The sequence below is a fragment of the Halomonas sp. KG2 genome (assembly GCA_030440445.1).
Taxonomy (GTDB): domain Bacteria; phylum Pseudomonadota; class Gammaproteobacteria; order Pseudomonadales; family Halomonadaceae; genus Vreelandella.
Genome location: CP098528.1, coordinates 1641092 through 1664790, shown reverse-complemented (window position 1 = coordinate 1664790; position 23699 = coordinate 1641092). Strand labels below are relative to the sequence as shown.

Here is a 23699-nt window from a genome sequence, read left to right as displayed (position 1 = left end):
TATGGCTAGATGTTTTATCGTCTTCTGGCCTCGAGCTAACGTGGGCGTTATGACTTATAGGCAAGGCGGCACACTGATAATCGGCATACCCGCAAACACCACACCGAAAGCGGAAAACAAATATAGCCACGCCGAGACAGTGGCATGAAAGCGCTGGCGACCTTGATGCTGCTTCGCCACTTGGCAACTCCCCCAGGCAAGCGCCGCAAGCCCTACGACAGTAATGAGACTAACACCACCTAGCGCGGCATTAAGACCTGTAAGCGCTCCCGCTTCTGGCGATGGTGGCGCCACCGCACAGGCTACTGAAAGGCCGCTATAAACGGCCACAAACCATAGGCTCCATAGCGTTAGTCCGATAATTAAGTGGATGGGATGAGTAAAATGTAGTCGTACCATCACCATTATCCTCCTATCACCCGAGGCAGTATCGCCAACGCCCCGACTAACAACCAGAATGTGACCACGTTATAGCGCCAAAGTAGTGCCACTACGGCGGGTTCAAACGGCGCCTGCGCACCCACGTAGCCATAACCAACGCGCATGCCTTGCAACACCGTTAAAATAACCGCTAGGCCACCATGAAAAAGCGCGTAAACAAGCCCCACCAACATCACCGCATCGTGGGTGGTTTGGGTTGGTGAAAGATCGGCTCGCCACAGCGCCCAGCCAGCGAGCCCCAATTGAAGTGCGCCTAACGCAGCGGCTAAATAGAGGCTTGCTCTTAACCCTGCATCACGCTGCTGACGCAGCCCGCGTACCAGCTTCTCTACCACCACGCACCCTGCTATAACCGCCCCGCCAGCCATGCCCATTATCAGCAGAGACAGCGGCGGTGTATCTGGCATTTGCCACTCAGGCGAAACAGTCCATAGATAAAACCAGCCAAACAGGTAGGAAAGAAAGAACGAACCATTGGCAATTAAAAACACCGCCATTGCCCAAAGCCCAGGGCCATCCATCGTACGCGAATGGAGCGGCGGATCGCCTGGCTTCACGCCTGCATCAGGAGCCGCATTCGGGTGTGCGCCGTTCTCCCACGACCAGCGCAGCAGAAACACACCTGCAATCACTACGAAGATGCCCGCTAGCGCATAGACTCGGGTTAATAAACTAATGCACACCACTGCCAGCGCTGCTGCGGCCAACAGCGGCCACCAGGAGTTACCAGGCAGGTGAATGATTTCGCGCACTTTGCCAGTAATCGGGTCGCTACCCCACATTTCACGTCGGCCGTGGGAAGCCACCGCTAAGCCGTGCATACCCTTCGCCATGGTATGTGGCAAATTCGGGTCATCCCACAACGGATGCCGTGTTTCTACACTAGGTAAGCTGACAAAGTTATAAGCGCTTGGGGGCATCGAGTTAGCCCATTCCAGCGTATCGGCATTCCATGGGTTCTGTTTGGCGGGTTTACCAAACCGGAAGTGCAGCGCGATATCCAGCAACACCATGGCAATACCCGCCGATAGCACAAAGCTACTGACGGATGAGAGCAGGTTATAAATCTCCCACCCGGAGCCAGCCTCATAGGTATACACACGCCTGGGCATGCCTAAAAGGCCCGTCCAATGCATAATCAAAAACGTACCGTTAAAGCCTAAAAAGGTTAGCCAGAACCCCCAACGCCCAAGGTTTTCAGATGGCATACGTCCAGAAAATAGCGGCAACCAGTAGTAAAGCCCGGCAATGAGTGGGAAGAACATGCCACCCACCAATACATAGTGCATGTGGGCCACCACAAAGTGGGTATCGTGCACCTGCCAGTTAAATGGCACTAGCGCCAACATCACCCCGGTTAAGCCACCGCAAACGAAAATAATCAAAAAGCCCATCACCCAAAGCATGGGCAGTTTCATTTTAGGTTTACCTAGCCACAGGGTCGCCAGCCAAACGAACACCTGAATCGCCGTTGGTACCGCCACCAGCATGCTAGCCGCCGAGAAAAATGCCTGAGCCAGCTGTGGGATACCCACTGTAAACATGTGGTGTACCCAAAGCCCAAAACTGATAAAGCCCATAATAGCGATGGCAGCTACCACCCACCCATAACCGACAATAGGCCGCCCGGCAAAAACCGGTATTAGCGTCGAAACAATGCCCGCGGCAGGTAGAAAGATGATGTACACCTCAGGGTGACCAAACAGCCAAAACAGATGCTGCCACAGGATGGGATCACCGCCTCCCGCAATCTGGAAAAACGGCATACCAACGGCGCGCTCAAGTTCCAGTAATACGCTGCCAAGAATCAACGGTGGAAACCCCACCACGATCATCAGCGCCATGGCCAAGATATACCAAGCGAACAACGGCATTTTATGCAGCGCCATGCCCTGAGTGCGAGTACGCAATATTGACACTACCAACTCGACACCCGCAGACACTGCGGAAATTTCCACAAACGTGATGCCTAACAGCCAAAAATCCGAGCCCAGATCAGGCGCGAACTCTTTGCTACTTAGCGGGGTGTACATAAACCAGCCGCTGGAAGGCGCCATTTCAATAATCAGGCTGGAAGTAAGAATAATCCCGCCAAATAAATAGCAGAAATAGCCAAGTGATGTTAGCCGAGGGCAGACCAGGTCCCGGGCACCAATCATCTTTGGGATAAGGTAAATCGCCAGCCCTTCCAGCATAGGAATGGCAAACAGAAACATCATCACCGTGCCATGCATGGTGGTGACCTGGTTATAAATGTCTGGCGACATAAAGTTTTGGTCGGGCATCGCTAACTGGGTCCGCACCAGCATTGCCAAAATGCCGCCAATCAGGAAAAACACCATCCCTGTGACCATAAAACGCAGGCCAAGCGTGGTGTGGTTGACGATAGTTAAGGATCTTAGACCTTTGGGGTTCCCCCAAATGGTGTGCAAGTCTTCGTGCAATTGCTGCGGGTCATGCTCAATGGCTTCTTGATTGACACTCTTCATGGTGACAAGGCCTCCAGCCAAGCACCCAGGGCATCCAAGGTGTCTGTTTCAATATCACTGTGGGTAGGCATCTTATTGCCTGGCTTTAGCATTTGGTGATGCTGCAACCAGTGGCTAACCGCTCCCTCTTCCATGGCAATCACCCCCGCGCCTAGCGTGGCGCGACCGCCCACATCTGAAAGCGTTGGCCCAATCCCCCCTTGGCTAACGCCCGCTACCTGGTGGCAGCGGGCACAATGCGTCATAAAAGCATCTCGCGCGTCGTCGTAGGTAGTATCGGCAACAGCCAGTTCGCTAAGCGTCGTTTCTTGTCTTGCAGTTAACCATGCCTCGAACTCGCTGCGCGGCAAGGCCTCCACATGCAACTGCATATGGGCGTGGCCCACGCCGCAAAGTTCGGCACACTGCGCACCAAACACCGCGGGCTCATCGGCTTGTAAACGAATTTGATTTACGCGACCCGGCAACATATCTATTTTCCCCCCCAGCCGGGGCACCCAAAACGCATGAATCACATCGGCACCGCTGACATGAAAATCCACTGGCTCTCCCGCAGGCATCACCAGTTGATTAGCGGTAACAACCTCACCGCCTTCAGCATCGGGATAGCGCACTTCCCACCACCACTGATGGCCAATCACCTCGATAACTTCTGGCGGTTCGCTCATGGGTAGCGTTAGCATCCGCTGGCCGGCGGGAACTCCAAACAGTAGCAGCGCGGTAATGCTGGCCACAGGCAACAGAATGCCGCCGCCAATAATCCATCGGCGAGCGATACGGCGCTCCTGGGCAGGTGTGCGTTCCACATTTCTTGGTTTAAAGGCGTAAAGCCAAAGTGCTGTCACCCCAATCAGTACCAGGGTGGCAAATCCGAGCATTACCCACCAAATTAGCTGCACGTCTCGCGCAGCAGGCCCAGCCGGGTCTAAGATAGATCTATCACCTGTGCAGCCTGCTAAGCTCACCAGTAAGAAAGTCCCCAGCAAGCACGCTGTTCGACGGCCCCATCGTGACGATAAATATGAAATGGTGGTGGACGTTACGCCATTACGTTCCTTCATTTGCAATTTTCCTGGCATACCGTTGGTCTGAATGACTTTTTCGCTTTGTCTAACCACAGGAAGTGACCATGACACATACTCCCCAACGCTCGATAAAAAGCCGTGCCGCGCTGGCTGGCCATCCGCTTCATCCAGTGATGATTCACTTTCCTGTGGCCGCACTTATGGCGCTGGTCGCCAGCGACCTGGCTTACTGGTATACCCAAGACCCATTCTGGCTGCGCAGCGGTTTGTGGTTGGCGGGGATAGGCGCGTTTGGCGGCTGGATTTCTTCGGTAGCGGGCATTATTGACCTGGTCACCGTGGCGCGGATCCGCCGCCTGATCACCGGCTGGAGCCACGCGATTGTGGCCGTTGTCATGCTTTCCCTGGCATCGCTTAATTGGCTTCTGCGATTTAATGAACCTGGCGCGGTACTGCCCTGGGGGCTGGCCATTTCGCTGGTCACTGCCTGCCTGATCGCGCTGGCAGGCTGGCTGGGCGGCCAGTTGGTATACGAGCATGCCGTCGGCGTCGACGTTGAGAAGTCGCCTTAACAGCGCAATGTCGGCAATAGTAGTGTTGGCACTTAAGGGAATAATCTTCATCGCATTAACTCCAAGCCAGCGGTTTGGAGAGCACAAACCCAAGCACACCCAATATCCCCGTTAACGCGAGAATTAAGGCGCATAGACTGGCAACTTTTACGCCTTTGAAAATCCCCATTTCCAGCCGCAAAATAAGCCAGCCGAAACAGCCGTGGGCAGCCACCATTAGCACCACGGCACCTAGCTTTAGAATTAACCACCCTCCGAGAAGGCCATGTAACAGAAACAGCAGCGTGCCCGACGCGATGGCGACCAGGGCAGCAGGTGTTGCAATGGAGTTGTAGAAAAATCGCGGCATCGGGGGCGTGCCTTGCGCGAATCCAGCGTCTTTACGCAGCTGGAGCGCATGCAAAAGCAGAGCGGGTAAATAGAGAAGCGCGCCGCACCAGATAACTAGCGCGGCGATGTGCAGCAGTTTTAGCCATGGCATTGAGGCTTCCTTGCGTTGCGTAAGGCGATAACGGGATTTGCCCCAGATAACCTTAGTTAACAAAAGCGACTCTAGCTAGGCAGGATAGCGAAGATAGGCAGTTATAATCAGTTAAAAGCCCGCGTTAGGAGATATAGCGAGGGCTACTCCACAGCGATTTCGTAACCGGTGAATTTACGCAGGTTGATAACCCCGGTATCAAAGATCAGGTACTGCCCTTTTACACCTTGAAGGGTACCTTCAATCAGCGGCTGTTTATCAAAGTTATGGGACGTCACTTTAGTTGGAAAAGTCGCCACGGGATAATGAAAGTCCAGTGGCGTTTCATCCAGCGTACGAATGGCATCCGCACCGTGCACGTCACGTAACTGCCCTAACCCATCGGCTAGCAGGTTAAAAAGACGGTCACGCTCTGCGCACAAATCCAATGGTTTCACTTCGCCTTTAAGCATGGCACGCCAGTTAGTTCGGTCGGCCACTTGCTCTTTAAAGAGCATTTCGACAAAACCAGACTGTTGTCGGGTATTTACCTCAAGAATAGGCAACGCCTGAATGGCCCCTTGGTCCAGCCAGCGGGTCGGCATTTGCGTTTTGCGGGTGATACCTACCTTCAAGCCGGATGAGTTCGCTAAGTAGACAATGTGTGGCTGGAAGCAGTGCTTCTCACCCCACTCGGGGTCCCGGCAGGTGCCCTGATGATAGTGGCACGTCTCGGGTTTCATGATGCAGGTATCACACTGGGCTAAACGCTTAAAGCAGGGGTAACAGTAGCCTTGAGCAAAACTTTTTTTGGTTGCCCGCCCGCAGTGGGTGCAAGCAATCGCACCGCTCCAGACAAGTTGCATCGGCGAGCCGATACGCTCATTCAGAGGCATTCGATGTTCGCCCGCGCGAAGGTGATACACCACCCGATCATCTTGGCGACTAGGCAAATCAGCCGCCATTTTTTGCAAACATCCTTGCACCGGGGATGCTACCGAGGCAAACAGATCATCAGTCACGCGTGGCATCCCGGGCAAGGCCTGCCATTTCAGGGGAAACACCGGCACCGGTCGCGCTAGCACCACAGGTACGCTGCTCCAGATAGCCAACACGGCTCTCTTCAGGAACGTTATTCTCCACCTCAAAACGCATCACCGCTTCCAGGCACAATTCGGTCTGTTCTGGCGTTAAATACCGGCCATCGGGCCATTTGCGCAACGCTACTGCCTGCTTAAGGCTTTCGTAAATAGCGGGCGTCATTTGGTTAATCATTTTATCGAAGGTCATGTCACTCATCGTAGGCACCTTTAATGTTTGCTTCGTTTGGATGAATAATACCAGCCTGTGACCAGCCCCACGAGCAGCCCGCCCAAGTGCGCTTCATTCGCTACGTTGCCAAAACCCACGCTACCGGCAATATCGGTCATGGTGAACACCATCCAGCCCAGCATGAAGACGACTAGCATCTGGGGGACGAAAAATCCGCTTTGCGGGGCACGATAAGACATCAGCCATACATGGGCCAACAGGGCGTAAACCACACCCGACATACCGCCAAACAGCACGGTGCCAGTGACATATTGCGCAATGTTAGCGCCAATACCGGCAACCAGAAGCAGTAGCAGCATGGTACGGCTACCCTGGAGCTGCTCGATTTGACGCCCGAAGTACCATACCCACATTAGGTTGAAGATCAAATGCATCCAGCCAAAGTGTAAAAACGCAGGCGACAGTAAGCGCCATACTTGGCCAGACATTATTGTGTCACTAAGGTTGCCATATACGAGCTGCCCACCTGAAACGCCCACTGGCACGATGGTCAGCCCTACAATGAGTAAGTCGCCAAATACCCCTGTTAGGGCAAAAATAACTAGGCTAATACCAATCATCAGCGCTGTAACCGGTACTTGGCGCAACATCGGTACCAAGCGAGTCATCCCGCTTCGGTGACGGGGTCGAACAGTCGTCGTAATCAGGGGCTCACCTCGCTCCCAGCGGCTCACCAACGATCTCATTTCATCATGCTGGCGCGGGTCGGCAACCCATAGCAGCTGGCCATCTGCTTCATCGGTAATGCGGTGACCAATGCGGTAGTGCCATAGCGCTTTACGCAGCTCTTTTGTGTCCGCGCCCGTGGGTAAAAGCATTACTGGATGCATGGCAGGTTCCTTTCAACCAATAAGAATCGGCGTAACATCACGCCGCGTCACCAACGGATAGACGAAAAAAATCCGGCGGAGGGGGCCGCCGGATCAAAAAGCAAGGGATCATTCAAGGGAACACTTACTCTGATAACCGACAACACCGTTAGTTCAGCTATTTTGAAAAAAATATGTAACCGAGTGTAAAGATTAACAATATCGCTATTAATCAAAATCTATTTCCCACGGTTTAGGCAGTGCACGCTCCTCTTTTGGCACTTGTATCCATACAAAATGATCAGCATTGAGCCGCGCTTCTCCGCTCCAGCGATAAGCCACTAAACGGCCAAATTTCACCGCACTATAATCCAAGCAGGCAATGTTGTGTGCTGGTAAGGCGGGAATACCCTCGCACCAGTAATGGCCGATAAATAAAGGGGGCTGTTCTGGGCCGTAATAACTAAGGCGCTGGCGTTCAGTATCGGTCAGCGTTCTGGTCTCTAGGTCACCAGGAAGGTTATCTGGCTGAAATACCACGTCCCCCCACTGCTGGGGGTTCGCTGACCAAAAGTGCGCACGAAAACTCTGCCTGGTAAAGCCATCGCCTGAGTGTATCGCAATGCCTTTTGGTAACGGTATATGAGGCCCACGGGTTAGGCGATCAAGTATACGAAAGGCTTGTGTTGAGGGGTCAGTGGACTCAACCAGAAAGTGGTTGTCCATGCAGGCGTTGGGCGCGCGCTGTTTAAGCTGTCGAATCAACTCGTCATCCCAGCAGGCATGCACCACACGAATCCCATCCAGCTCAAGGCAGAGTGGAATCGTCTTAAACCACGCCAAGGTGTCTTCCCACTCATTGGTATAATCTCGGTACTGGGCCAACGTGTCTTCAATAATACGGTTATGGCGCGGCGTATGTTCGCGCAGCCAACGTTTGTTGCTCCCAGGGGGCGCAGGATGCGTATAGGCCAGAGCATTATATTCATGGTTACCCATAACAATATATGCTTCGCCCTCTTCAACCATCCGGCGAGCGATGGTAACCGCTAGACGAATACGCGGACCACGATCAATTAAATCGCCTAAAAAAATCACTTTTCGGCGTGGGTGACGATACACCCCACCCCGCTGATGATAGCCAAGCCGTTCTAATAACGCTGCCAGTGTTGCACCACAGCCATGTACATCCCCGATTAAATCGTAGCCCTCCATATTAATCCCCTAGCCGATGGCTCCAGCCGAGTTTACTGCGCAACACTTCATAGAAGTTATGCCCAATAGGATGCACGAGCTGAACGCGCTCTGGTTTTCGTTGGATAACGAGCACATCGTCAGGTTTCGCCACGGCACGAGTTTGTCCGTCGCAACTGATATGGGGATAGGTCTGATTGGTTTCACCAATGTGGACACGGATTTCACTGGCAGCGTCAATCACAATAGGACGGCTCGACAGCGTATGGGGGAACATAGGCACCAACGTCACTACATCCAGTTTGGGGTGCATGATTGGCCCGCCGCCAGAAAGCGCATAGGCAGTTGAACCAGTGGGCGTGGCAATAATTAAGCCATCACTACGCTGGCTATACACAAACTGTCCATCAATAAACAGTTCGAACTCAATCATGCGCACCGCTTTACCGGGATGAACCACCACTTCATTGAGCGCAGCACCACTCCCCACCGCTTTACCATTTCGGTACAACACGGCATCTAGCAAGAAACGCTCTTCAACTTCAAACTCTCCCGCCAGCACTTCGCCAACCCGGCTTTCCAGCTCATCAGGGGAAATATCCGTTAAAAAGCCTAACCGCCCCCGGTTCACGCCTAACATCAACGTACCGCTAAGGCATAGCGTGCGGGCAGCCCCGAGAAGGCTACCATCCCCCCCCACAACGATGACCAAATCGCACAGCTCCCCCAACATGCGGCGGCTGGCTTCAGGCAGCCCATGGTTCGGTAGCACCGTTGCGGTCCGGTCTTCAATCAGAACTTTATAATCGTGGGCAACTAGATAGCTGACCAACCGCTTAAGCGAATCGACCACTTTGTCACTGCCTAAGCGGCCGATTAAGCCGATTGTTTTAAAGGACGTCGCTTTTTTAAGGGGCGCTTCTTCTAAAGGCTGCGTGCGTTCGGCCTGGCTCAAGGGTGCTAAACCTGACGATGGGGTGTTAGACATGGACAACTCTCGCTGGCATCAGCCCACATTATGGAGAGTATGAGGGTGTCGAGCAAATTGCCCAGCGCAACGCGAAACCGCTGGCTACTCTGGGCAAAAACAATAGCTTGAATTAGTTAGACCGGTATAGCGCGACGACGCTGCAACCACCAGTGATTTAACCACAGGGAAGCGGCCATGATAGCGGCACCCAATAGTAGCTTGCCTATATCTGCATCTCGGTTCCAAATCACCAGATTAACCACCAAACCAGCAGGCACCAGCGCATTGTTCATTATTGCCAGCGTTCCTGCATCAACCTTGGTGGCTCCTTGGTTCCAAGCGAAATAACCCACACCAGAAGCGACTAGCCCAAGCCATGCCAATACACTCCATTGCACCGGTGTACTGGGCAGCGCTGCCGTATTACCAAACAGCAAAAAGGCCGGGAGTGCCACGAGCATTGCGCCGATAAAGAACCAGCCAAACACGTTATGCCACGCCAAGGTAGGCGGCAAATCAGCCGCGAGACGACGATAGCCAACCTGACCTAACGCAAAACAGAGGTTAGCCCCCTGCACTACCAAAAAACCCAGCCAGAACCCACTATCAATACCATCGTAACGAATCACGCCTGCTCCAATCACCGCCAATAGTGCGGTCACTAGATAAATAGGCGTGAAGCGCTTAAACATTAGGTCATCTAGAAGCGCAATATAAACTGGCGTGAAAATCGTGAATAACAGAACTTCAGGAACCGATAGCAGCAAAAACGAGTGATAGAAGAAGGTGTACATGACGCCTAACTGCACCGCACCCAGCGCCATTAACGCTAAACGCTGTTTTCCACGCAGCAAACTGGGCCGTAAAAATGGCAGGAACACCAGCATGGCGAGCGTTACCCGTACAAGCACCGCAAAGTAGCTGTCTACTTGGCCTGCCAGATATACACCAATCAACGAGAATGAGAACGCCCACAGCGCCGTCACGCCAACAAGGTAGCCCATAGTAAACCCCACCCAAAAGAAAAGTTGACTGGAATTATACGCGCTTCACAACAACTGCCAATGGGCTATAGACGAAGAATCGCTAGCTTAGTGCTTTTTTAACCATATAAACGCATGCACTACGCCAGGAAGCCAGCCCAACAACGTCAACACAACACTAAGGGCAACACGTTTTGCCCCGCCCTCTGTTAGCCCAACGGCCAAAGGTGGTAGCAAAACGGCTAACGCGCGGTAGGCAAACAGAACCGATGTCGGTTGAGGCGATGCTGGCACGCCTTCAGAAGCAATGGGTGATGGGGTTTGATGCTTAAGCGCACTATCCGTCTCATTTGTTTGCGCGGTAGGCGTAAAGTGCTCTACCGCCGCTTGCGCTTGCTTAGCTTGCTGCTTCTCTTTAGCTAGTGCTTTTTGGTGAGCCTCTTTATCAATTTTCTGCTCTAGCGTTTCCGCGCCGTCTGCCAAATCGTCGTGATGGCGCTCCCAGTCTTCCCAATCATGTGGTGTACCGGATTTTGGACGCTGGCTACCTGCCCCACGAGCTCTCTCCCACGCTTTTTCTTCTAATGTGTTGGGCCGTTCAGGGTCTCTTTCTATGCCAACGCCTTTGCGATTGAGGTATTCACGTGCGTCCATACTGACTCCTTGCAGCTTCTGGAATGAAGCAAAGCGTTGAATGTATCAATAATAAGGACAACGCAGGGTGAGTTAAATCTTCTACATTAATAGAATTATAGGTCTCGTGGCTCATAGGTCTTGTGACTCATAGTTCTTGTGATTCATGGCTTTCATGCCGCAAGCGGTTATTGCTCTACTCTTCTTTAGAGTGAAACTGCGCGTATTACGTCAAGGAGTGTCAAGATGAATAATAAAACCCCCGATACCGTACGCGATGTCATGTCACGGGACTGCTACCGCGTCACTGGCCAAACCTCTATCACCAACTTAGCTCAAGGTTTGGCATTGCATCGCTTACCAGGCGCTCCAGTGGTAGATGCGTCTGATCGGCTGATTGGTTTTATATCCGAACAGGATGTGATGGGTCGCGTATTGGACAGCATCTACCACGATGATGAAGCGCCGCTGGTACGTGAGTTAATGCGCCAAGACGTGCTCACCACAACGCCCAATAAAAGTATCACCGACTTAGCGCAGGAAATGCTCGGAGCAAAACCAAAGGTTTACCCCGTTGTGGAGCAGCAACGTTTAGTGGGGATTGTCACGCGCCGCGACATCTTAATGGCGCTGCTAACGATTCGCCGACACTAACTACTGCCGTACTACGTCAGAAAAAGACCGATTGATAAGCAAAAAAAACCGCTGCTTGATAAGCAGCGGAAGCAAGGGATCGAAAACAATAGCCAGAACAACACTATTAACGACTGCTATCGCGATGTTGCCTGTACACACTCTGACACCTTGTAGGGGAAAAGTTCGCGAAACTGCAAAATTTTCGTCTTAACGAGCAGCAGGCGTATACTGTCGTGCATTGTTAAACGAATGCTGATACTGATTTTGCAGGGAGTGTAGTATGGCGCTGTACCTTTTAGTGTTTGGCGTCTGTTTGCTGGTAATAGGTGGCGTGCTGGTGATATTAATGACAGTAGGTACGCCACGCTACCGCACTGAGCCTAACGATCTGATCAATTTGTTCGACAAAGCGCTGGAAAGCAGCATCAGTGAAACGGAGTGGAATGCCATCATTGGTTACCCCATTCGCCACGATGAGTACCTAGAGAGTGTCCGCCGTCGTGCATCACATTTAATGGACACCCACGGGCGCCATTGGCAAATTGCTCGAAGCAAACCGTTACTTAACCAAGAGGGTTACGAGGAACTGAAAGCATTACGTGATCATTTAGCGGCACACACAGCGCTGCGCCAGCAGTAACAGGCCAGTCGTGTCGAGGAGACCCCATGCCGAGTACTATTCGTCAAATCCCTTTAGAAAGTGCCACAAAACATCACTCCCACGATTTTCACCAAATCGTCATTACGCTGTGCGGCTCTTCAGAATTTGAAATCGAAGGCCTCGGCGGCCGGGTAAACGCATTTTCAGGCTGCATTGTTCCCGCGAATCACGAACACTTCTATTCAGGTAATGGCTACAATCGTCAACTGATACTGGATCTACCTGAAGATGCGCCTGCTTTAACGGGCGAACACCGCGAGTTGGTAGCACTGTTTGATGCACCGCGTTTTTTTGCACTCGACAACCCATTGCGCCACTACCTTGCTTTCGTAGAAAGCGAGCTCGCCCAAGGATTTGACACGTCGGCAATGTCTTTTCAGCAGGACCGGCTTGCTGCCACGCTGTTAGGTTCATTAAAGGCTCGCCTGGGCGCCTCAGAGAGCGCATCACAACGGCGGCTCAATCTTGATCAAATCGATCGATTTATTCGCCACCACTTGGCCGATGAGCTGAGAGTAGCTGATTTAGCAAAATTGGCTTGCCTTAGTGAGGCACACTTTTCTGAACGCTTTCGCGTCCAAACGGGCCTGTCACCCTGGCAGTATGTACGACGCCAACGCCTACACGCAGCTCGGCAGCTTGTATTACAAAGCCGTCTACCACTCACTGACATAGCCATTCAAACAGGCTTTGCCAATCAAAGCGCTCTTTCGCATGCTTTTCGGCGTAGTTACGGCTTGTCTCCCCGCCAGCTACGCCAAGGAGTAGGTGCAACCAATCCGCCGCTCGATTCGGCTACCCACTTAGCGCCGTCTTCAACATCCGGTGCAACCTCGTTAGCATCTTCCGCGCCTTCTTCAGGAGCAAGCGTCAAGACTGGCGCACTCTCATTTCGCTAGTGATGAAGCAGTTAGCTTGGGCACATAACACGCTATTTTGCGTGCTGGCAGCCGTTTAGAGACTAAACTAAAGTCTTAAAAAGCGTTTCTTGCCGAGAATTTGACACGTTTTGCCATGAAAACGACATACACCTAATGGCAGCTCGCTCTACATTCGACCGTTATCTTGGGCGCAGCGCCCTACCATCGCTTTATTTCGGTTATTTGATTCAGCTTTTCGCTTTCTGTTTAGACTTATGGGGGCCTCAATGCTCAATGCCAAGAAAATGCGTGACCCTGCCATCTGGCAAACTGATCTTGATACGCTTATGGAGCGTATCAGTGATCATTATCTTGTCGATGAGGATGCCTTCGTCAGTGAATCAAGGCTCTCAACGCTGGCCCACACTACCTACAGCGTTTTGTGACTGAAAAAACAATCACCAACAGCACTGCCGGGCTGGGTGGTAACGCGTCGTTTCTGGCGCTTGGCGATAAGTGAACAGCTCAGCAATGCTGACGTGTCGACTTGCAAGGAGAACCCCATCATGAACAAAACTAATCTTAATTTGCATAGCGACGTGAGTGATCTTCGCTCACGCATCCGCAGCAACTATGACGCCGATGAAACAGCGGTGCTGCATGAGCTGATCGAACGCATCAAGCTGTCAGAGGATGACCGACGTAAAGTTGCTGCCGCCGGTGCCAACTACGTGGAGCGTGTGCGCAAAGAAAGGTCTCCCTCGATGATGGAGGCGTTCCTCGCCGAGTACGGCCTTTCCACCACCGAGGGCGTCGGCCTGATGTGTCTGGCAGAAGCCCTGCTGCGCGTGCCTGATGCGGAAACCATCGACGACTTAATCCACGATAAAATCGAGCCGTCCGACTGGGGCGCACACCTGGGGAAATCGTCCTCATCGATGGTTAATGCCTCGACCTGGGCGCTGTTGCTAACCGGTAAAGTGCTGGAAGAAGATCCCAAGGGCCCAACCCGGGCGCTACGTGGCCTAGTACGCCGCATGGGCGAGCCGGTAGTGCGTAAGGCGGTTGGTCAGTCGATGAAGATTCTCGGCCGCCAGTTCGTACTCGGCCAGACCATCGAAGAAGGCATGAAGAATGCCCGCGAGCTTGAGAAACAGGGCTACACCTACTCTTACGACATGCTTGGCGAAGCGGCTCGCACGGATGAGGATGCCGTCCGCTACCATGAGGCCTATGCCAAGGCAATCACTGCGATCGCCAAACAAGCCAAGGGCGATGTACGTGGAAGCCCTGGTATCTCGGTGAAACTATCAGCCCTGCATCCGCGTTATGAGTACACCCACCGTGACACGGTAATGGCAGAGCTCGTACCCCGTGCGTTGGAACTGGTAAAACAAGCGGCCAAAGCCAATATCGGTTTCAATATCGACGCAGAAGAGCAGGATCGACTGGATCTGTCGCTCGACGTGATCGAGGCACTGATGTCCGACCCCAGCCTCGATGGATGGGACGGTTTCGGGGTCGTTGTGCAAGCCTACGGGCGCCGCGCCGCACCGGTGATAGAAACACTTTACGAACTTGCCGAGCGGTTCGGCCGCAAGATCATGGTGCGCTTGGTCAAGGGTGCCTACTGGGATTCCGAAATCAAGCTCTCCCAAGAGATGGGCGTTAAAACCTTCCCGGTCTTCACTCGCAAGGTCAATACCGATGTCAGCTACATGGCCTGTGCCCAGATGCTGCTCGACCGGCGCGACCGGATCTATCCACAGTTCGCCACACACAACGCCCATACCTGCGCCGCCGTAGTGGCCATGGCAGGCGATGACAAGGACAGCTACGAATTTCAGCGCCTGCATGGCATGGGCGAATCGCTGCACCACATCGTTAAGGAGGCTGAGGGCACGCACTGCCGCATCTACGCCCCAGTCGGCGCTCACCGCGACCTGCTGGCCTACTTGGTGCGTCGCCTACTAGAGAATGGCGCGAACTCCTCGTTCGTCAACCAAGTGGTGGATAGCTCAATTCCCCCGAGCGAAGTATCAAGAGATCCAGTTGAAGGGTTTAAACAGCTTGGCGAGGCCATCTCAAGCCCATTGATCCGCCAGCCCGGTGAGCTGTTTTCGCCAGATCGCAAGAACTCCAAGGGTTATCGTATCAACGAACCCGCCTCGATCCTGCCGCTGCTTAATGCGCGGGAAACCTTTGCTGACAAGACCTGGACAGCAGGCCCCATGCTAGTGGGAAATCCTGCTCCCCAAGGCCCAGCTCGCGATGCAGTCTCTCCCGCCGACAGCTCGCGCATTATCGGCAAGGTGCATGAGGCCACCCCTGAGGAGGTAGCCGCCGCTCTCGACGCTGCAGAGGAAGGCTTTCGTGAGTGGTCAGCACGTCCTGTGGCCGAGCGCGCCGAAGTGCTCCGTCGTACCGCGGATCTCTATGAAGAACATATCGCTGAGCTGACCGTGATCACCACCCGCGAAGCCGGTAAGATGATGTTTGATGGCATCGCTGAAGTGCGCGAAGCGGTTGATTTCCTGCGCTACTACGCCAATGAGGGCGAGCGGCTGGAAGCAGAAGAACCCGGTAGCGCCCGCGGCATCTTCGTCTGCATCAGCCCTTGGAACTTCCCGCTGGCCATCACCACTGGGCAGATCGCCGCAGCCTTGGTGGCTGGCAACGCGGTACTTGCCAAGCCCGCCGAGCAAACACCGCTGATCGCCGCCCGCGCCGTCGAATTGATGCGTGAGGCTGGCCTCCCAGAAGCGGCACTTCAACTGCTGCCTGGCGATGGGCCCACGGTGGGTGGCCCACTGACTAGCGATCCACGTATCGCTGGAGTCTGTTTCACTGGCTCGACTCCCGTGGCACAGATTATCCACAAAGCACTGGCGCAGAACGCAGGGCCCGATGCGATACTGGTTGCCGAAACCGGCGGCCTCAACTCGATGATTGTGGACTCTACAGCGCTGACCGAGCAGGCAGTCCGCGATATCTTAATCTCCTCCTTCCAGTCGGCTGGGCAGCGTTGTTCAGCGCTACGCATGCTGTATGTGCAGGAAGAGGCGCGCGACCGGTTGCTCAACATGCTTTATGGCGCCATGGACTCGCTCACCATCGGCGATCCTTGGAATACTGACACCGACGTCTCACCAGTGATCGACGCCGACGCCCAAGCCGAGATAAGCGACTACGTAGCAGCGCACGAGAAGACAGGTAAGGTGTTGAAGAAACTGTCCGCACCGCAAACCGGCACCTTCGTCACCCCCGCGGTCATTGAGGTGGGGGGCATTGCGGATCTCGAACGCGAGATATTCGGCCCGGTTCTACACGTGGCTACTTTCAAGGCGCGAGACATCGACAATGTGGTCGACGACATCAATGGCAAAGGCTACGGACTGACCTTCGGCCTGCACACCCGCATCGATGATCGTGTGCAGCAAATCGTCGAGCGCATCCATGTCGGCAACGTTTATGTTAATCGTAACCAAATCGGCGCCATTGTTGGCTCCCAGCCATTCGGGGGCGAAGGCCTTTCGGGCACCGGGCCCAAGGCCGGTGGCCCGCTCTATGTCACGCGCTTCCGCCGCACTGCCACCGCCGAGCACCACAAGGCTCCTGAGGGGAAAACCATCTCACTCAGCGACCTCCAATCGGCTTTAGATGGGCTAGATGCACGGAACTGGGCGGTACGACCCAATCGGATCGAGGTACTCCGCAAGGCACTCTCCGGTAAAGGCGGCGTGATCCGTAAGGCCCTTAACGAGACAGCGGCCCTCGACATGACACCGCAGACGCTTCCCGGACCAACAGGGGAAAGCAACCGCTTAGCGATGTATCCAAAAGGCGCTGTTCTGTGCCTTGGGCCAACGCTGGATATCGCCGCTGCCCAAGCAGTACAGGCGCTTGGCGCGGGCTGTACGGCAGTCGTGATCGCACCAGGCGCAGCTCAAGCCGTCCAGCCGCTGGTCGATGCTGGCGCGCCCGTGATTGGGCTCGACGGTAGCATCACGGCAGATACACTAAGCGAGGTTGAAGGGATTGCCGCCGTCGCCGCGGCTGGCAAAAGTGATTGGACGCATGAACTGCGGATAGCACTCGCTAAGCGCGACGGTGCCATCGTGCCGCTCGAGACTCAGACCATTTCACCAGATCGCTACGTGGTGGAACGTCATCTGTGCATCGACACGACTGCAGCGGGTGGCAACGCCAGCTTGCTGGCAACGGCCGAATAGGCTCGCTGGCTTTGTCGGCGCCATGCTTCTCAACTAAACTTAGACGACAATAACCTCGTGTTGCCGGGAGGCGGCTAGTACAGGCGCCTCCCTAGCAAGGAATATCGAGGACCAAGCGGTAGCGCCTTGCTACACGAATAAGAAGCGGAGTTAAACATGCGTGCTACTAGCGGTTCTGCACGGCAAGCGCGCTAACCTGTCGGAGCTAGCTCCGTCCTGACAAATTGGAGAACTTTCATGGCTATCGGTGTTTGGATTAGTCTTTTTGCCTACTTTGCGCTCATGATCGCCATCGGCATCTATGCCATGCGCAAAGCGACATCTTCATCAGAAGATTACATGCTGGGGGGACGTGGCCTCAGTCCACAAGTAGCAGCGCTGTCGGCTGGCGCTTCGGACATGAGCGGCTGGCTGCTGCTTGGGTTACCCGGCGCAATGTTTGTTTCTGGTTTGGGATCAGCCTGGATCGGCATTGGCCTTCTGGTAGGTGCGTTCTTCAACTGGACCCTGGTCGCCCCCCGACTGCGTGAACAGACGGTTCACTACGGTAATGCGATTACCATTCCAGCCTTTTTGGCCAACCGATTTCCGACACGTGCGCTTTCACTGCGCACGGTGTCTGCTATCGTTATCGTCATCTTTTTCGCGGTTTACACGGCCTCAGGCCTCGTCGCTGGGGGCAAACTGTTTGAGAGCGCGTTTGCCGGTATTTTTAACATCGGCGGCATGAGCGACTACGCTATCGGCATTCTCATTACACTTGGCGTGGTACTTGTCTACACCGTTGTTGGCGGCTTTCTGGCCGTGAGTATGACCGACTTCGTGCAAGGCTGTATCATGATGCTAGCGCTAGTAATCATGCCTGCAGTGGTGCTATTTGGCGAAGGCGGCGGCGGGTTCTCCCAAGCATCGCAGACGCTCAATGAAGTTGACCCCACCCTGCTCTCCTGGACGTCAGGACTAACCTTTATTGGCTGGCTCTCTGCGGTTACCTGGGGGCTTGGCTATTTTGGCCAACCCCACATCATTGTGCGCTTTATGGCCATCCGGACGCTGAAGGATGTTCCTACTGCCCGTAATATCGGCATGAGCTGGATGCTTATCTCCCTGATTGGCGCAGTCTCGCTTGGTCTATTTGGCCGGGCCTATGCAATTCGCAATGGCATGGATATCGAGGACCCAGAAACGATCTTCATCATTCTGGCGAACCTGCTATTCCACCCGCTGGTCACCGGTTTCCTCTATGCGGCACTGCTTGCTGCGATTATGAGCACCATTTCCAGCCAGTTGTTAGTATCGTCGTCCTCATTGACCGAAGACTTCTATCGTCTGTTCCTAAGAAAAGAAGCCACCGATAAAGAGTGCGTAACAGTGGGCCGAATCTGTGTCGTACTGGTTGGTCTGGTGGCCGCTGTGATTGCGTCAAATCCAGACTCCCAAGTTCTTGGGCTAGTAAGTAACGCCTGGGCTGGCTTTGGCGCAGCATTTGGCCCGCTGATCATTCTGTCGCTAATGTGGTCTCGCACGAACGGAGCTGGCGCCATTGCAGGCATGGTAGTGGGCGCTGCTACCGTCATGATTTGGATTGCATTAGGCTGGAACGGAGAATTTATGGGTGGTCCCGGCGTGTACGAGATCATCCCAGGCTTCATCGCTTCCTTTATTGCCATCTTGGTGGTTAGTAGCATAACTGCCGATGCGGGTGAATATCAGCATATTGATCGCTAGACGAGCGTCAATGAGACACTCAGCTTAATTAAACATTTAGCTGATTATTGAGGCCTTCCCATACCACGGGAAGGCCTCTTTCACTTCTAATAGCCGCTTTTATAAGCCCATTATTTAGCGGCGGAGCTCCACTCTTTGCCCCAGGTCAATAACCTGCCTTCCTCTACCCGATACACTCTTTGCATGGTTCGCGATCATGTCGAACAACGGTTCATGTTAACCACTCACTGTAAAGACTCACATTAATGGTCAGGAGCGATGCTATGCGCCATAACTCTCTTTCAACACTGCTCACCACTGGACTTGCAGCAGCCACATTGATGGCAAGCGGCCAGGTTTTAGCTTACGGCGCTGGCGATTTCTTTACTCGCGTGGGTGTTGCCAAAGTGGAGCCAAAAAGCGACAACGGTTCATTAGCTGGCGGCGCGTTCGCGGTTGATGTTCAGGACAAAACCGATTTCGCATTTACCCTGGGCTACCGCTTCCATGACAAAATGGGCATCGAGTTACTGGCAGCCCTGCCTTTTGAGCACGATATTGCCCTGAATGGTGACAATCTCGCCTCTACCAAACACCTTCCGCCAACTCTAACGCTCCAGTACTATCCGCTAGGTGGCACTGATGCGCGCGTACAGCCTTATGTCGGCGCAGGTATTAACTACACCTTTTTCTCTGATGAAGAGCTAGCCATAGGCGAACTGGAACTGGACGACTCCTGGGGTGCCGCTGCTCAAGTGGGTATCGATTTGCTTATCGATGAGAACTGGGCACTTAACGCAGCAGCGTGGTATATCGACATCGATACTGACGCGACCGTTAACGGTGCCGCTGCAGGCACGGTAGAGATTGATCCTTTAGTGGTTATGGCAGGCTTAAGCTATCGTTTCTAACACCGCTACGGCTATGCTAGCGCCATAATCGTATGAAAAATGCCCAGTCCCGCTGCTTGCGGTGCTGGGCATTGTCTTTGCTGATACCCTCATCACACTAGGCTTCAGCTCCTCGTATTTGCGCGACCTAGCTTTCGGTAACTAGCCGATCTATCTTTTCAACGGCTCGAACAACCAGTAGCTGGTCACTGGCACGAACTTTTTCCTGCATTAGATATGCAGCTACTGCCGGCGCTACATCGCACTTGGCAGGCATAGCGGCCTGGGCATCAATCAGTGCATTTAGTCGAGCGATAAAAACAAATCGAATCCACTGAGGCAGCGACATCGTGTCGATACAGAAGGGTTGCTGACTATTAAATGCTGAAATTTCAGGCGTTGGCATACGCCATAAGTTAGCGGCCTTCATAGTGGCTTCAAGCTCAAGAAGCGCGGTTTGAAGCTGCTGATGGACGCTCATAAGCACCTTTTCCATTTGAATATGTGAACCTTTATTATCCCAGCACTGTGGGTAAGTTGCCAACCGTCTGGCAGAATCTGTGCCTTATTCACAGAAAACCTGCAAGAGGCTGTGGATAAACTATGGAAAGATGTCGCTACTGTTACTCTCATGCGGGTTACACCATGTTGTGCAATTTTTAACCATTTTGATAATAAAGCACGGATTAATCAGCGTTTGCGGCTGACAGTGACACATCAGCAAGGTAGAGTGCAGGCTTGAAATGCGGAAGGATGTCATGCAACCAATCCAGACACTTGATGAGTTTTTTACCCGAAGCGGCGCGGACGTTTCTCTCTACCATATGGGACGACGAGTAACAGACTGCCCACGAGAAACGCTGCGAGCATTTGAAAACGGCGAGATAGCCTGGCCAGAACCCTGGCAACAGCAGGCACGTCTTGGCGTAGTATTTCGTATGGGTGACATGCCTGAACCAGCCATCTGGTTTTTGGCGCTGCCGCTAGATGAACAAGGCAAGCTATCCCCCGCCCAACGAGACGGTTTCATTAATCGCTTGCTCGAAACCCTTGGGCGAAATGCTGCGCAGCTAGAAAATAAGCTAGGCCAGGCAGAAACTGCTGACGTGGACCATCTAATGAAGGATAATCCGCTCGCTTTTTCGCCTGAGATTACTTTTCAAGCAATGCTTAATGCTCAGGCCAGTTATGCATTAGAGCTTGCCGCTAGCCAACACTTAGAGCCTGTCGAGGCCTATCTTAGTGGCCAGCAGACCATTGACTGGCAAGCACTAGGGTTACAAGGCATCGCTGATTATGTGGTACGCCTCGACTTACCCACATCAGAAGCGCTAGCGCTGCGCCTTCCCCAGTTGCCCACTAGTGTCGCTCACTCGCTGTGCTATTGCCTGGAGCATAGGCCTCTTGCAGAGCCGCTGGTAAGTGCCTTACGGGCGCGTGGAGAGCAAGCAGCCATTGATGGTGATGTAGAAACCCTGTGCGCCTGCGTTCGCGCCGTGGGCTGTACTCCGTCAACTAGCGTCGGCAAATGGTACTCAAGCCTTTTAAATGACCCCGTTGCCTGCGGCCCAGATATTATCGCAGCCATCGCTGGCCGCGGATGGCTATTGTTAGAAGACGCTGAACGTTTACCGTTGCTTTTACAGCGTTTAGCAGAAGACAAACGCACTAATTTTAATGCAGTCGTACGCGACCTTGCACTGATACCCAAACTTCGCCTATTGGTTATGCTGACACTACGCGACGCGCCGCCTGACTCCGCGATTCAGCTAAGGCTAAGTGCGTTGATTAACCAAGCTAGAAGCTAGCTATTTATTTATTTATGAGACGCTAGATCGACTCATTTCTTGATGACAAACCTTCATTTGTCAGGAGTATGCCGTGAAGGAATTACCCTATCAGGCCAAAGCAGTCATCGGCCGCCGTGAAATGGTGACGTTACCTGAATTAGGGCTTCACCTTTGCTGCAAAGCCGATACTGGCGCGCGCACCTCTGCTTTGCATGCCGAAGAGATTGACACTCATGAAGATGAGGATGGGCAGCTGTGGGTAAGTTTTATTACCCATAGTGGTGGCCCGCAAACGCCTGCCCACCGCTACCAGCTCCACTTGCACGACCGGCGGCGCGTTACCAGCTCTAATGGGCACAGCGAGTGGCGTTATGTGATTCGCACCCCGATGCAATTGGGTGAACTAAATTTTCCGGTTGAACTAACCCTGACTGACCGTAGCAATATGCGCCATCCCATGCTGCTTGGGCGCCGCGCTATGCGACGCTTGCTTATAGCCCCTGGGGCTGCATTTTTGCACGGCGAGCCTTAAACTAACTTATTAGCCATATTTTTTGGCCCCGGAGCCCTGCATGCATATTGCCCTGCTTTCGCGCAATCGCAATCTATATTCTACTCGCCGCCTTATTGAGGCCGCCGAACAGCGTGGGCACACCGCTCGCGTGGTAGACACGCTGCGCTGCTATATGAGCATCGCCTCCCACCATCCGTCGATTCATTATAAAGGCGCTGAAATCGAGCCATTTGATGCCGTCATTCCTCGTATAGGGGCATCGGTTACCTTTTATGGCTGCGCCGTACTGCGTCAATTTGAAATGATGGGCACCTACGTTATAAACGACTCTGTTGCCATCACCCGTTCACGGGATAAGTTACGCTCGCTACAGCTTCTCTCAAGGAAGGGGCTGGGCTTGCCCATCACGGGTTTCGCCCACTCTCCTGATGACATTCCTGACCTTATTACCATGGTCAAGGGTGCTCCACTGGTCATCAAGTTGCTGGAAGGGACGCAAGGTATCGGCGTTGTACTTGCTGAAACCAACCAGGCAGCCGAGTCGGTTATTCAAGCGTTTATGGGCATGAAAACCAACATCATGGTGCAGGAGTATATTAAAGAGGCGCGCGGTGCCGATATTCGCTGTCTGGTGATTGGCGATAAAGTGGTTGCGTCGATGAAGCGTCAGGCAGCCGAAGGTGAATTCCGTTCAAACCTGCACCGTGGGGGCACCGCCAGCGTCATCCGCATTACCCCCGAAGAGCGCTCAACGGCCATTCGAGCGGCAAAAGCTATGGGACTGCGCGTTGCCGGTGTCGACTTACTGCGCTCAAACCATGGACCGGTGATTATGGAGGTCAACTCATCACCTGGATTACAAGGTATTGAGAATGCAACAGGCAAAGATATCGCCAGCATGATCATCGAACACATCGAAAAAAATGCCATGCCAGTGCGTAAAGCGCCACCCAAGCCTAAAGGCTAAGGCTTAATGCAAAAATAATCCGCATTAGGGGTGGCAAATTAGCGCTGCCACCCCCACAATCTGCGTCACCGAAGGAGGTAGACGCTCATGTTTCTCGACAATCGCCAAGTGGCGATGGACAGCGTGCTGGAAGCGCTGGCCGATAGCATTGATTATTTCCAGGATAATATTGAACGCCTGAGACCCACGCTGCGTGATGCACTGAAACCGCACTATACCGAGCGGTTAAACCAGATGCGTAAACTTCAGGAACTGGCCCGTGCGCACTTAAAAATGCTGCCTCGAGATGCTGACGTTGAGCGTGACGACTTTTTATGGCTATGGAGCCGTTTAAAAAGCTTTGTGGGCAACGATAGCCAGGTATTAATCAATGAGCTGTTGGAACAAGAGCGTGTACTGATGCAGGCCCTTTCAACGCTATTCACTCACCCCCTGCCCGACCCCATTGAGCCGGTAGTGGAAGAGTGCATGCAAGGTTGCCGCAAGCTAATACGCGAATTGTATAGCTTACAAAAGCGCAAAATGCATCGCTAG

General features: G+C 53.5%; 24 protein-coding genes. 12 read left to right on the top strand and 12 right to left on the bottom strand.

Annotation, left to right across the window (positions count from 1 at the left end):
• Positions 1-54: 54 nt before the first annotated feature.
• From NDQ72_07700 to coxB, 3 genes are read right to left on the bottom strand one after another with little or no spacing between them, the layout of a single operon-like run.
• Complete coding sequence (locus NDQ72_07700; protein WKD29815.1) at positions 55-399, bottom strand: hypothetical protein; 345 nt, start codon at positions 397-399, stop codon at positions 55-57.
• 5 nt (positions 400-404) lie between these two features.
• Positions 405-2930 carry a cytochrome c oxidase subunit I gene (ctaD, locus tag NDQ72_07695; GenBank protein WKD29814.1) on the bottom strand — a complete coding sequence of 842 codons (2526 nt, stop codon included), beginning with the start codon at positions 2928-2930 and terminating at the stop codon, positions 405-407.
• Positions 2927-3991 (bottom strand): cytochrome c oxidase subunit II, encoded by a 1065-nt coding sequence (coxB, locus tag NDQ72_07690; protein WKD29813.1) that lies wholly within the window; start codon positions 3989-3991, stop codon positions 2927-2929. The genes ctaD and coxB overlap by 4 nt, the downstream gene beginning before the upstream one ends.
• Positions 3992-4059: 68 nt before the next feature.
• On the opposite strand from coxB, the gene NDQ72_07685 reads away from it, so the two are divergent.
• Positions 4060-4527 (top strand): DUF2231 domain-containing protein, encoded by a 468-nt coding sequence (locus NDQ72_07685; GenBank protein ID WKD29812.1) that lies wholly within the window; start codon positions 4060-4062, stop codon positions 4525-4527.
• Between the two features lie 55 nt (positions 4528-4582).
• Here the strand turns inward: NDQ72_07685 and NDQ72_07680 are convergent, their stop codons facing one another.
• The 8 genes from NDQ72_07680 to NDQ72_07645 all read right to left on the bottom strand — a co-directional run bounded on the left by NDQ72_07680 (position 4583) and on the right by NDQ72_07645 (position 10929).
• Positions 4583-5008: a CopD family protein gene (locus tag NDQ72_07680; GenBank protein ID WKD29811.1), complete on the bottom strand. Its 426-nt coding sequence runs from the start codon at positions 5006-5008 to the stop codon at positions 4583-4585.
• Positions 5009-5151: 143 nt separating this feature from the next.
• On the bottom strand, positions 5152-6018 hold the full coding sequence (locus tag NDQ72_07675) for a DUF2797 domain-containing protein (protein ID WKD29810.1): 867 nt from the start codon (positions 6016-6018) through the stop codon (positions 5152-5154).
• Positions 6002-6286 (bottom strand): DUF1315 family protein, encoded by a 285-nt coding sequence (locus NDQ72_07670; protein WKD29809.1) that lies wholly within the window; start codon positions 6284-6286, stop codon positions 6002-6004. Before NDQ72_07670 ends, NDQ72_07675 begins: the two co-directional genes overlap by 17 nt.
• A gap of 11 nt (positions 6287-6297) precedes the next feature.
• Complete coding sequence (locus NDQ72_07665; GenBank protein ID WKD29808.1) at positions 6298-7149, bottom strand: rhomboid family intramembrane serine protease; 852 nt, start codon at positions 7147-7149, stop codon at positions 6298-6300.
• Between the two features lie 207 nt (positions 7150-7356).
• The gene (locus NDQ72_07660; protein WKD29807.1) at positions 7357-8343 is read right to left on the bottom strand and encodes a metallophosphoesterase; all 987 of its coding nucleotides are present in this window, start codon (positions 8341-8343) and stop codon (positions 7357-7359) included.
• Between the two features lies 1 nt (position 8344).
• Entirely contained in the window at positions 8345-9310 is a 966-nt protein-coding gene (locus NDQ72_07655; GenBank protein ID WKD29806.1) for an NAD(+) kinase, read from the bottom strand.
• 116 nt (positions 9311-9426) lie between these two features.
• Positions 9427-10296, bottom strand: a complete 870-nt coding sequence (locus NDQ72_07650) for a carboxylate/amino acid/amine transporter (protein WKD29805.1) — start codon at positions 10294-10296, stop codon at positions 9427-9429.
• A gap of 87 nt (positions 10297-10383) precedes the next feature.
• Complete coding sequence (locus tag NDQ72_07645; GenBank protein ID WKD29804.1) at positions 10384-10929, bottom strand: YqaE/Pmp3 family membrane protein; 546 nt, start codon at positions 10927-10929, stop codon at positions 10384-10386.
• Between the two features lie 225 nt (positions 10930-11154).
• On the opposite strand from NDQ72_07645, the gene NDQ72_07640 reads away from it, so the two are divergent.
• From NDQ72_07640 to NDQ72_07610, 7 genes are all read left to right on the top strand, one after another.
• A complete protein-coding gene (locus NDQ72_07640; GenBank protein ID WKD29803.1) occupies positions 11155-11562 on the top strand; it encodes a CBS domain-containing protein in 408 nt (135 codons plus the stop codon).
• A 262-nt stretch (positions 11563-11824) separates the two neighbouring features.
• Entirely contained in the window at positions 11825-12184 is a 360-nt protein-coding gene (locus NDQ72_07635) for a hypothetical protein (protein ID WKD29802.1), read from the top strand.
• Positions 12185-12210: 26 nt separating this feature from the next.
• Positions 12211-13104, top strand: coding sequence for an AraC family transcriptional regulator (locus NDQ72_07630; protein WKD29801.1), 894 nt, complete (start codon positions 12211-12213; stop codon positions 13102-13104).
• 248 nt (positions 13105-13352) lie between these two features.
• Positions 13353-13511, top strand: a complete 159-nt coding sequence (locus NDQ72_07625) for a hypothetical protein (GenBank protein ID WKD29800.1) — start codon at positions 13353-13355, stop codon at positions 13509-13511.
• 120 nt (positions 13512-13631) lie between these two features.
• Entirely contained in the window at positions 13632-17297 is a 3666-nt protein-coding gene (putA, locus tag NDQ72_07620; GenBank protein WKD29799.1) for a bifunctional proline dehydrogenase/L-glutamate gamma-semialdehyde dehydrogenase PutA, read from the top strand.
• A 237-nt stretch (positions 17298-17534) separates the two neighbouring features.
• Positions 17535-19025: a sodium/proline symporter PutP gene (gene putP, locus NDQ72_07615; protein WKD29798.1), complete on the top strand. Its 1491-nt coding sequence runs from the start codon at positions 17535-17537 to the stop codon at positions 19023-19025.
• A 263-nt stretch (positions 19026-19288) separates the two neighbouring features.
• Positions 19289-19915 (top strand): outer membrane beta-barrel protein, encoded by a 627-nt coding sequence (locus NDQ72_07610; protein WKD29797.1) that lies wholly within the window; start codon positions 19289-19291, stop codon positions 19913-19915.
• Between the two features lie 127 nt (positions 19916-20042).
• On the opposite strand, the gene NDQ72_07605 is transcribed toward NDQ72_07610, so the two are convergent.
• Positions 20043-20375 carry a YqcC family protein gene (locus NDQ72_07605; GenBank protein ID WKD29796.1) on the bottom strand — a complete coding sequence of 111 codons (333 nt, stop codon included), beginning with the start codon at positions 20373-20375 and terminating at the stop codon, positions 20043-20045.
• Positions 20376-20652: 277 nt separating this feature from the next.
• On the opposite strand from NDQ72_07605, the gene NDQ72_07600 reads away from it, so the two are divergent.
• The 4 genes from NDQ72_07600 to NDQ72_07585 all read left to right on the top strand — a co-directional run bounded on the left by NDQ72_07600 (position 20653) and on the right by NDQ72_07585 (position 23699).
• Positions 20653-21702 carry a DUF3549 family protein gene (locus tag NDQ72_07600; GenBank protein ID WKD29795.1) on the top strand — a complete coding sequence of 350 codons (1050 nt, stop codon included), beginning with the start codon at positions 20653-20655 and terminating at the stop codon, positions 21700-21702.
• Between the two features lie 73 nt (positions 21703-21775).
• Positions 21776-22216 carry a RimK/LysX family protein gene (locus NDQ72_07595; GenBank protein ID WKD29794.1) on the top strand — a complete coding sequence of 147 codons (441 nt, stop codon included), beginning with the start codon at positions 21776-21778 and terminating at the stop codon, positions 22214-22216.
• A 40-nt stretch (positions 22217-22256) separates the two neighbouring features.
• Positions 22257-23165 carry a 30S ribosomal protein S6--L-glutamate ligase gene (gene rimK, locus NDQ72_07590; GenBank protein WKD29793.1) on the top strand — a complete coding sequence of 303 codons (909 nt, stop codon included), beginning with the start codon at positions 22257-22259 and terminating at the stop codon, positions 23163-23165.
• Positions 23166-23252: 87 nt separating this feature from the next.
• Positions 23253-23699 (top strand): hypothetical protein, encoded by a 447-nt coding sequence (locus NDQ72_07585; GenBank protein WKD29792.1) that lies wholly within the window; start codon positions 23253-23255, stop codon positions 23697-23699.

Excerpts from the sequence above, each read along its gene's own strand:
- NDQ72_07685 (WKD29812.1), top strand. The coding sequence starts at position 4,060 with ATGACACATACTCCCCAACGCTCGATAAAAAGCCGTGCCGCGCTGGCT.
- NDQ72_07660 (WKD29807.1), bottom strand. The coding sequence starts at position 8,343 with ATGGAGGGCTACGATTTAATCGGGGATGTACATGGCTGTGGTGCAACA.
- NDQ72_07605 (WKD29796.1), bottom strand. The coding sequence starts at position 20,375 with ATGAGCGTCCATCAGCAGCTTCAAACCGCGCTTCTTGAGCTTGAAGCC.
- NDQ72_07625 (WKD29800.1), top strand. The coding sequence starts at position 13,353 with ATGCTCAATGCCAAGAAAATGCGTGACCCTGCCATCTGGCAAACTGAT.
- NDQ72_07635 (WKD29802.1), top strand. The coding sequence starts at position 11,825 with ATGGCGCTGTACCTTTTAGTGTTTGGCGTCTGTTTGCTGGTAATAGGT.
- ctaD (WKD29814.1), bottom strand. The coding sequence starts at position 2,930 with ATGAAGAGTGTCAATCAAGAAGCCATTGAGCATGACCCGCAGCAATTG.
- NDQ72_07655 (WKD29806.1), bottom strand. The coding sequence starts at position 9,310 with ATGTCTAACACCCCATCGTCAGGTTTAGCACCCTTGAGCCAGGCCGAA.
- NDQ72_07670 (WKD29809.1), bottom strand. The coding sequence starts at position 6,286 with ATGAGTGACATGACCTTCGATAAAATGATTAACCAAATGACGCCCGCT.
- coxB (WKD29813.1), bottom strand. The coding sequence starts at position 3,991 with ATGAAGGAACGTAATGGCGTAACGTCCACCACCATTTCATATTTATCG.
- NDQ72_07665 (WKD29808.1), bottom strand. The coding sequence starts at position 7,149 with ATGCATCCAGTAATGCTTTTACCCACGGGCGCGGACACAAAAGAGCTG.
- NDQ72_07700 (WKD29815.1), bottom strand. The coding sequence starts at position 399 with ATGGTACGACTACATTTTACTCATCCCATCCACTTAATTATCGGACTA.
- NDQ72_07640 (WKD29803.1), top strand. The coding sequence starts at position 11,155 with ATGAATAATAAAACCCCCGATACCGTACGCGATGTCATGTCACGGGAC.
- NDQ72_07600 (WKD29795.1), top strand. The coding sequence starts at position 20,653 with ATGCAACCAATCCAGACACTTGATGAGTTTTTTACCCGAAGCGGCGCG.
- putA (WKD29799.1), top strand. The coding sequence starts at position 13,632 with ATGAACAAAACTAATCTTAATTTGCATAGCGACGTGAGTGATCTTCGC.
- NDQ72_07650 (WKD29805.1), bottom strand. The coding sequence starts at position 10,296 with ATGGGCTACCTTGTTGGCGTGACGGCGCTGTGGGCGTTCTCATTCTCG.
- putP (WKD29798.1), top strand. The coding sequence starts at position 17,535 with ATGGCTATCGGTGTTTGGATTAGTCTTTTTGCCTACTTTGCGCTCATG.
- rimK (WKD29793.1), top strand. The coding sequence starts at position 22,257 with ATGCATATTGCCCTGCTTTCGCGCAATCGCAATCTATATTCTACTCGC.
- NDQ72_07610 (WKD29797.1), top strand. The coding sequence starts at position 19,289 with ATGCGCCATAACTCTCTTTCAACACTGCTCACCACTGGACTTGCAGCA.
- NDQ72_07680 (WKD29811.1), bottom strand. The coding sequence starts at position 5,008 with ATGCCATGGCTAAAACTGCTGCACATCGCCGCGCTAGTTATCTGGTGC.
- NDQ72_07675 (WKD29810.1), bottom strand. The coding sequence starts at position 6,018 with ATGCCACGCGTGACTGATGATCTGTTTGCCTCGGTAGCATCCCCGGTG.
- NDQ72_07630 (WKD29801.1), top strand. The coding sequence starts at position 12,211 with ATGCCGAGTACTATTCGTCAAATCCCTTTAGAAAGTGCCACAAAACAT.
- NDQ72_07645 (WKD29804.1), bottom strand. The coding sequence starts at position 10,929 with ATGGACGCACGTGAATACCTCAATCGCAAAGGCGTTGGCATAGAAAGA.
- NDQ72_07585 (WKD29792.1), top strand. The coding sequence starts at position 23,253 with ATGTTTCTCGACAATCGCCAAGTGGCGATGGACAGCGTGCTGGAAGCG.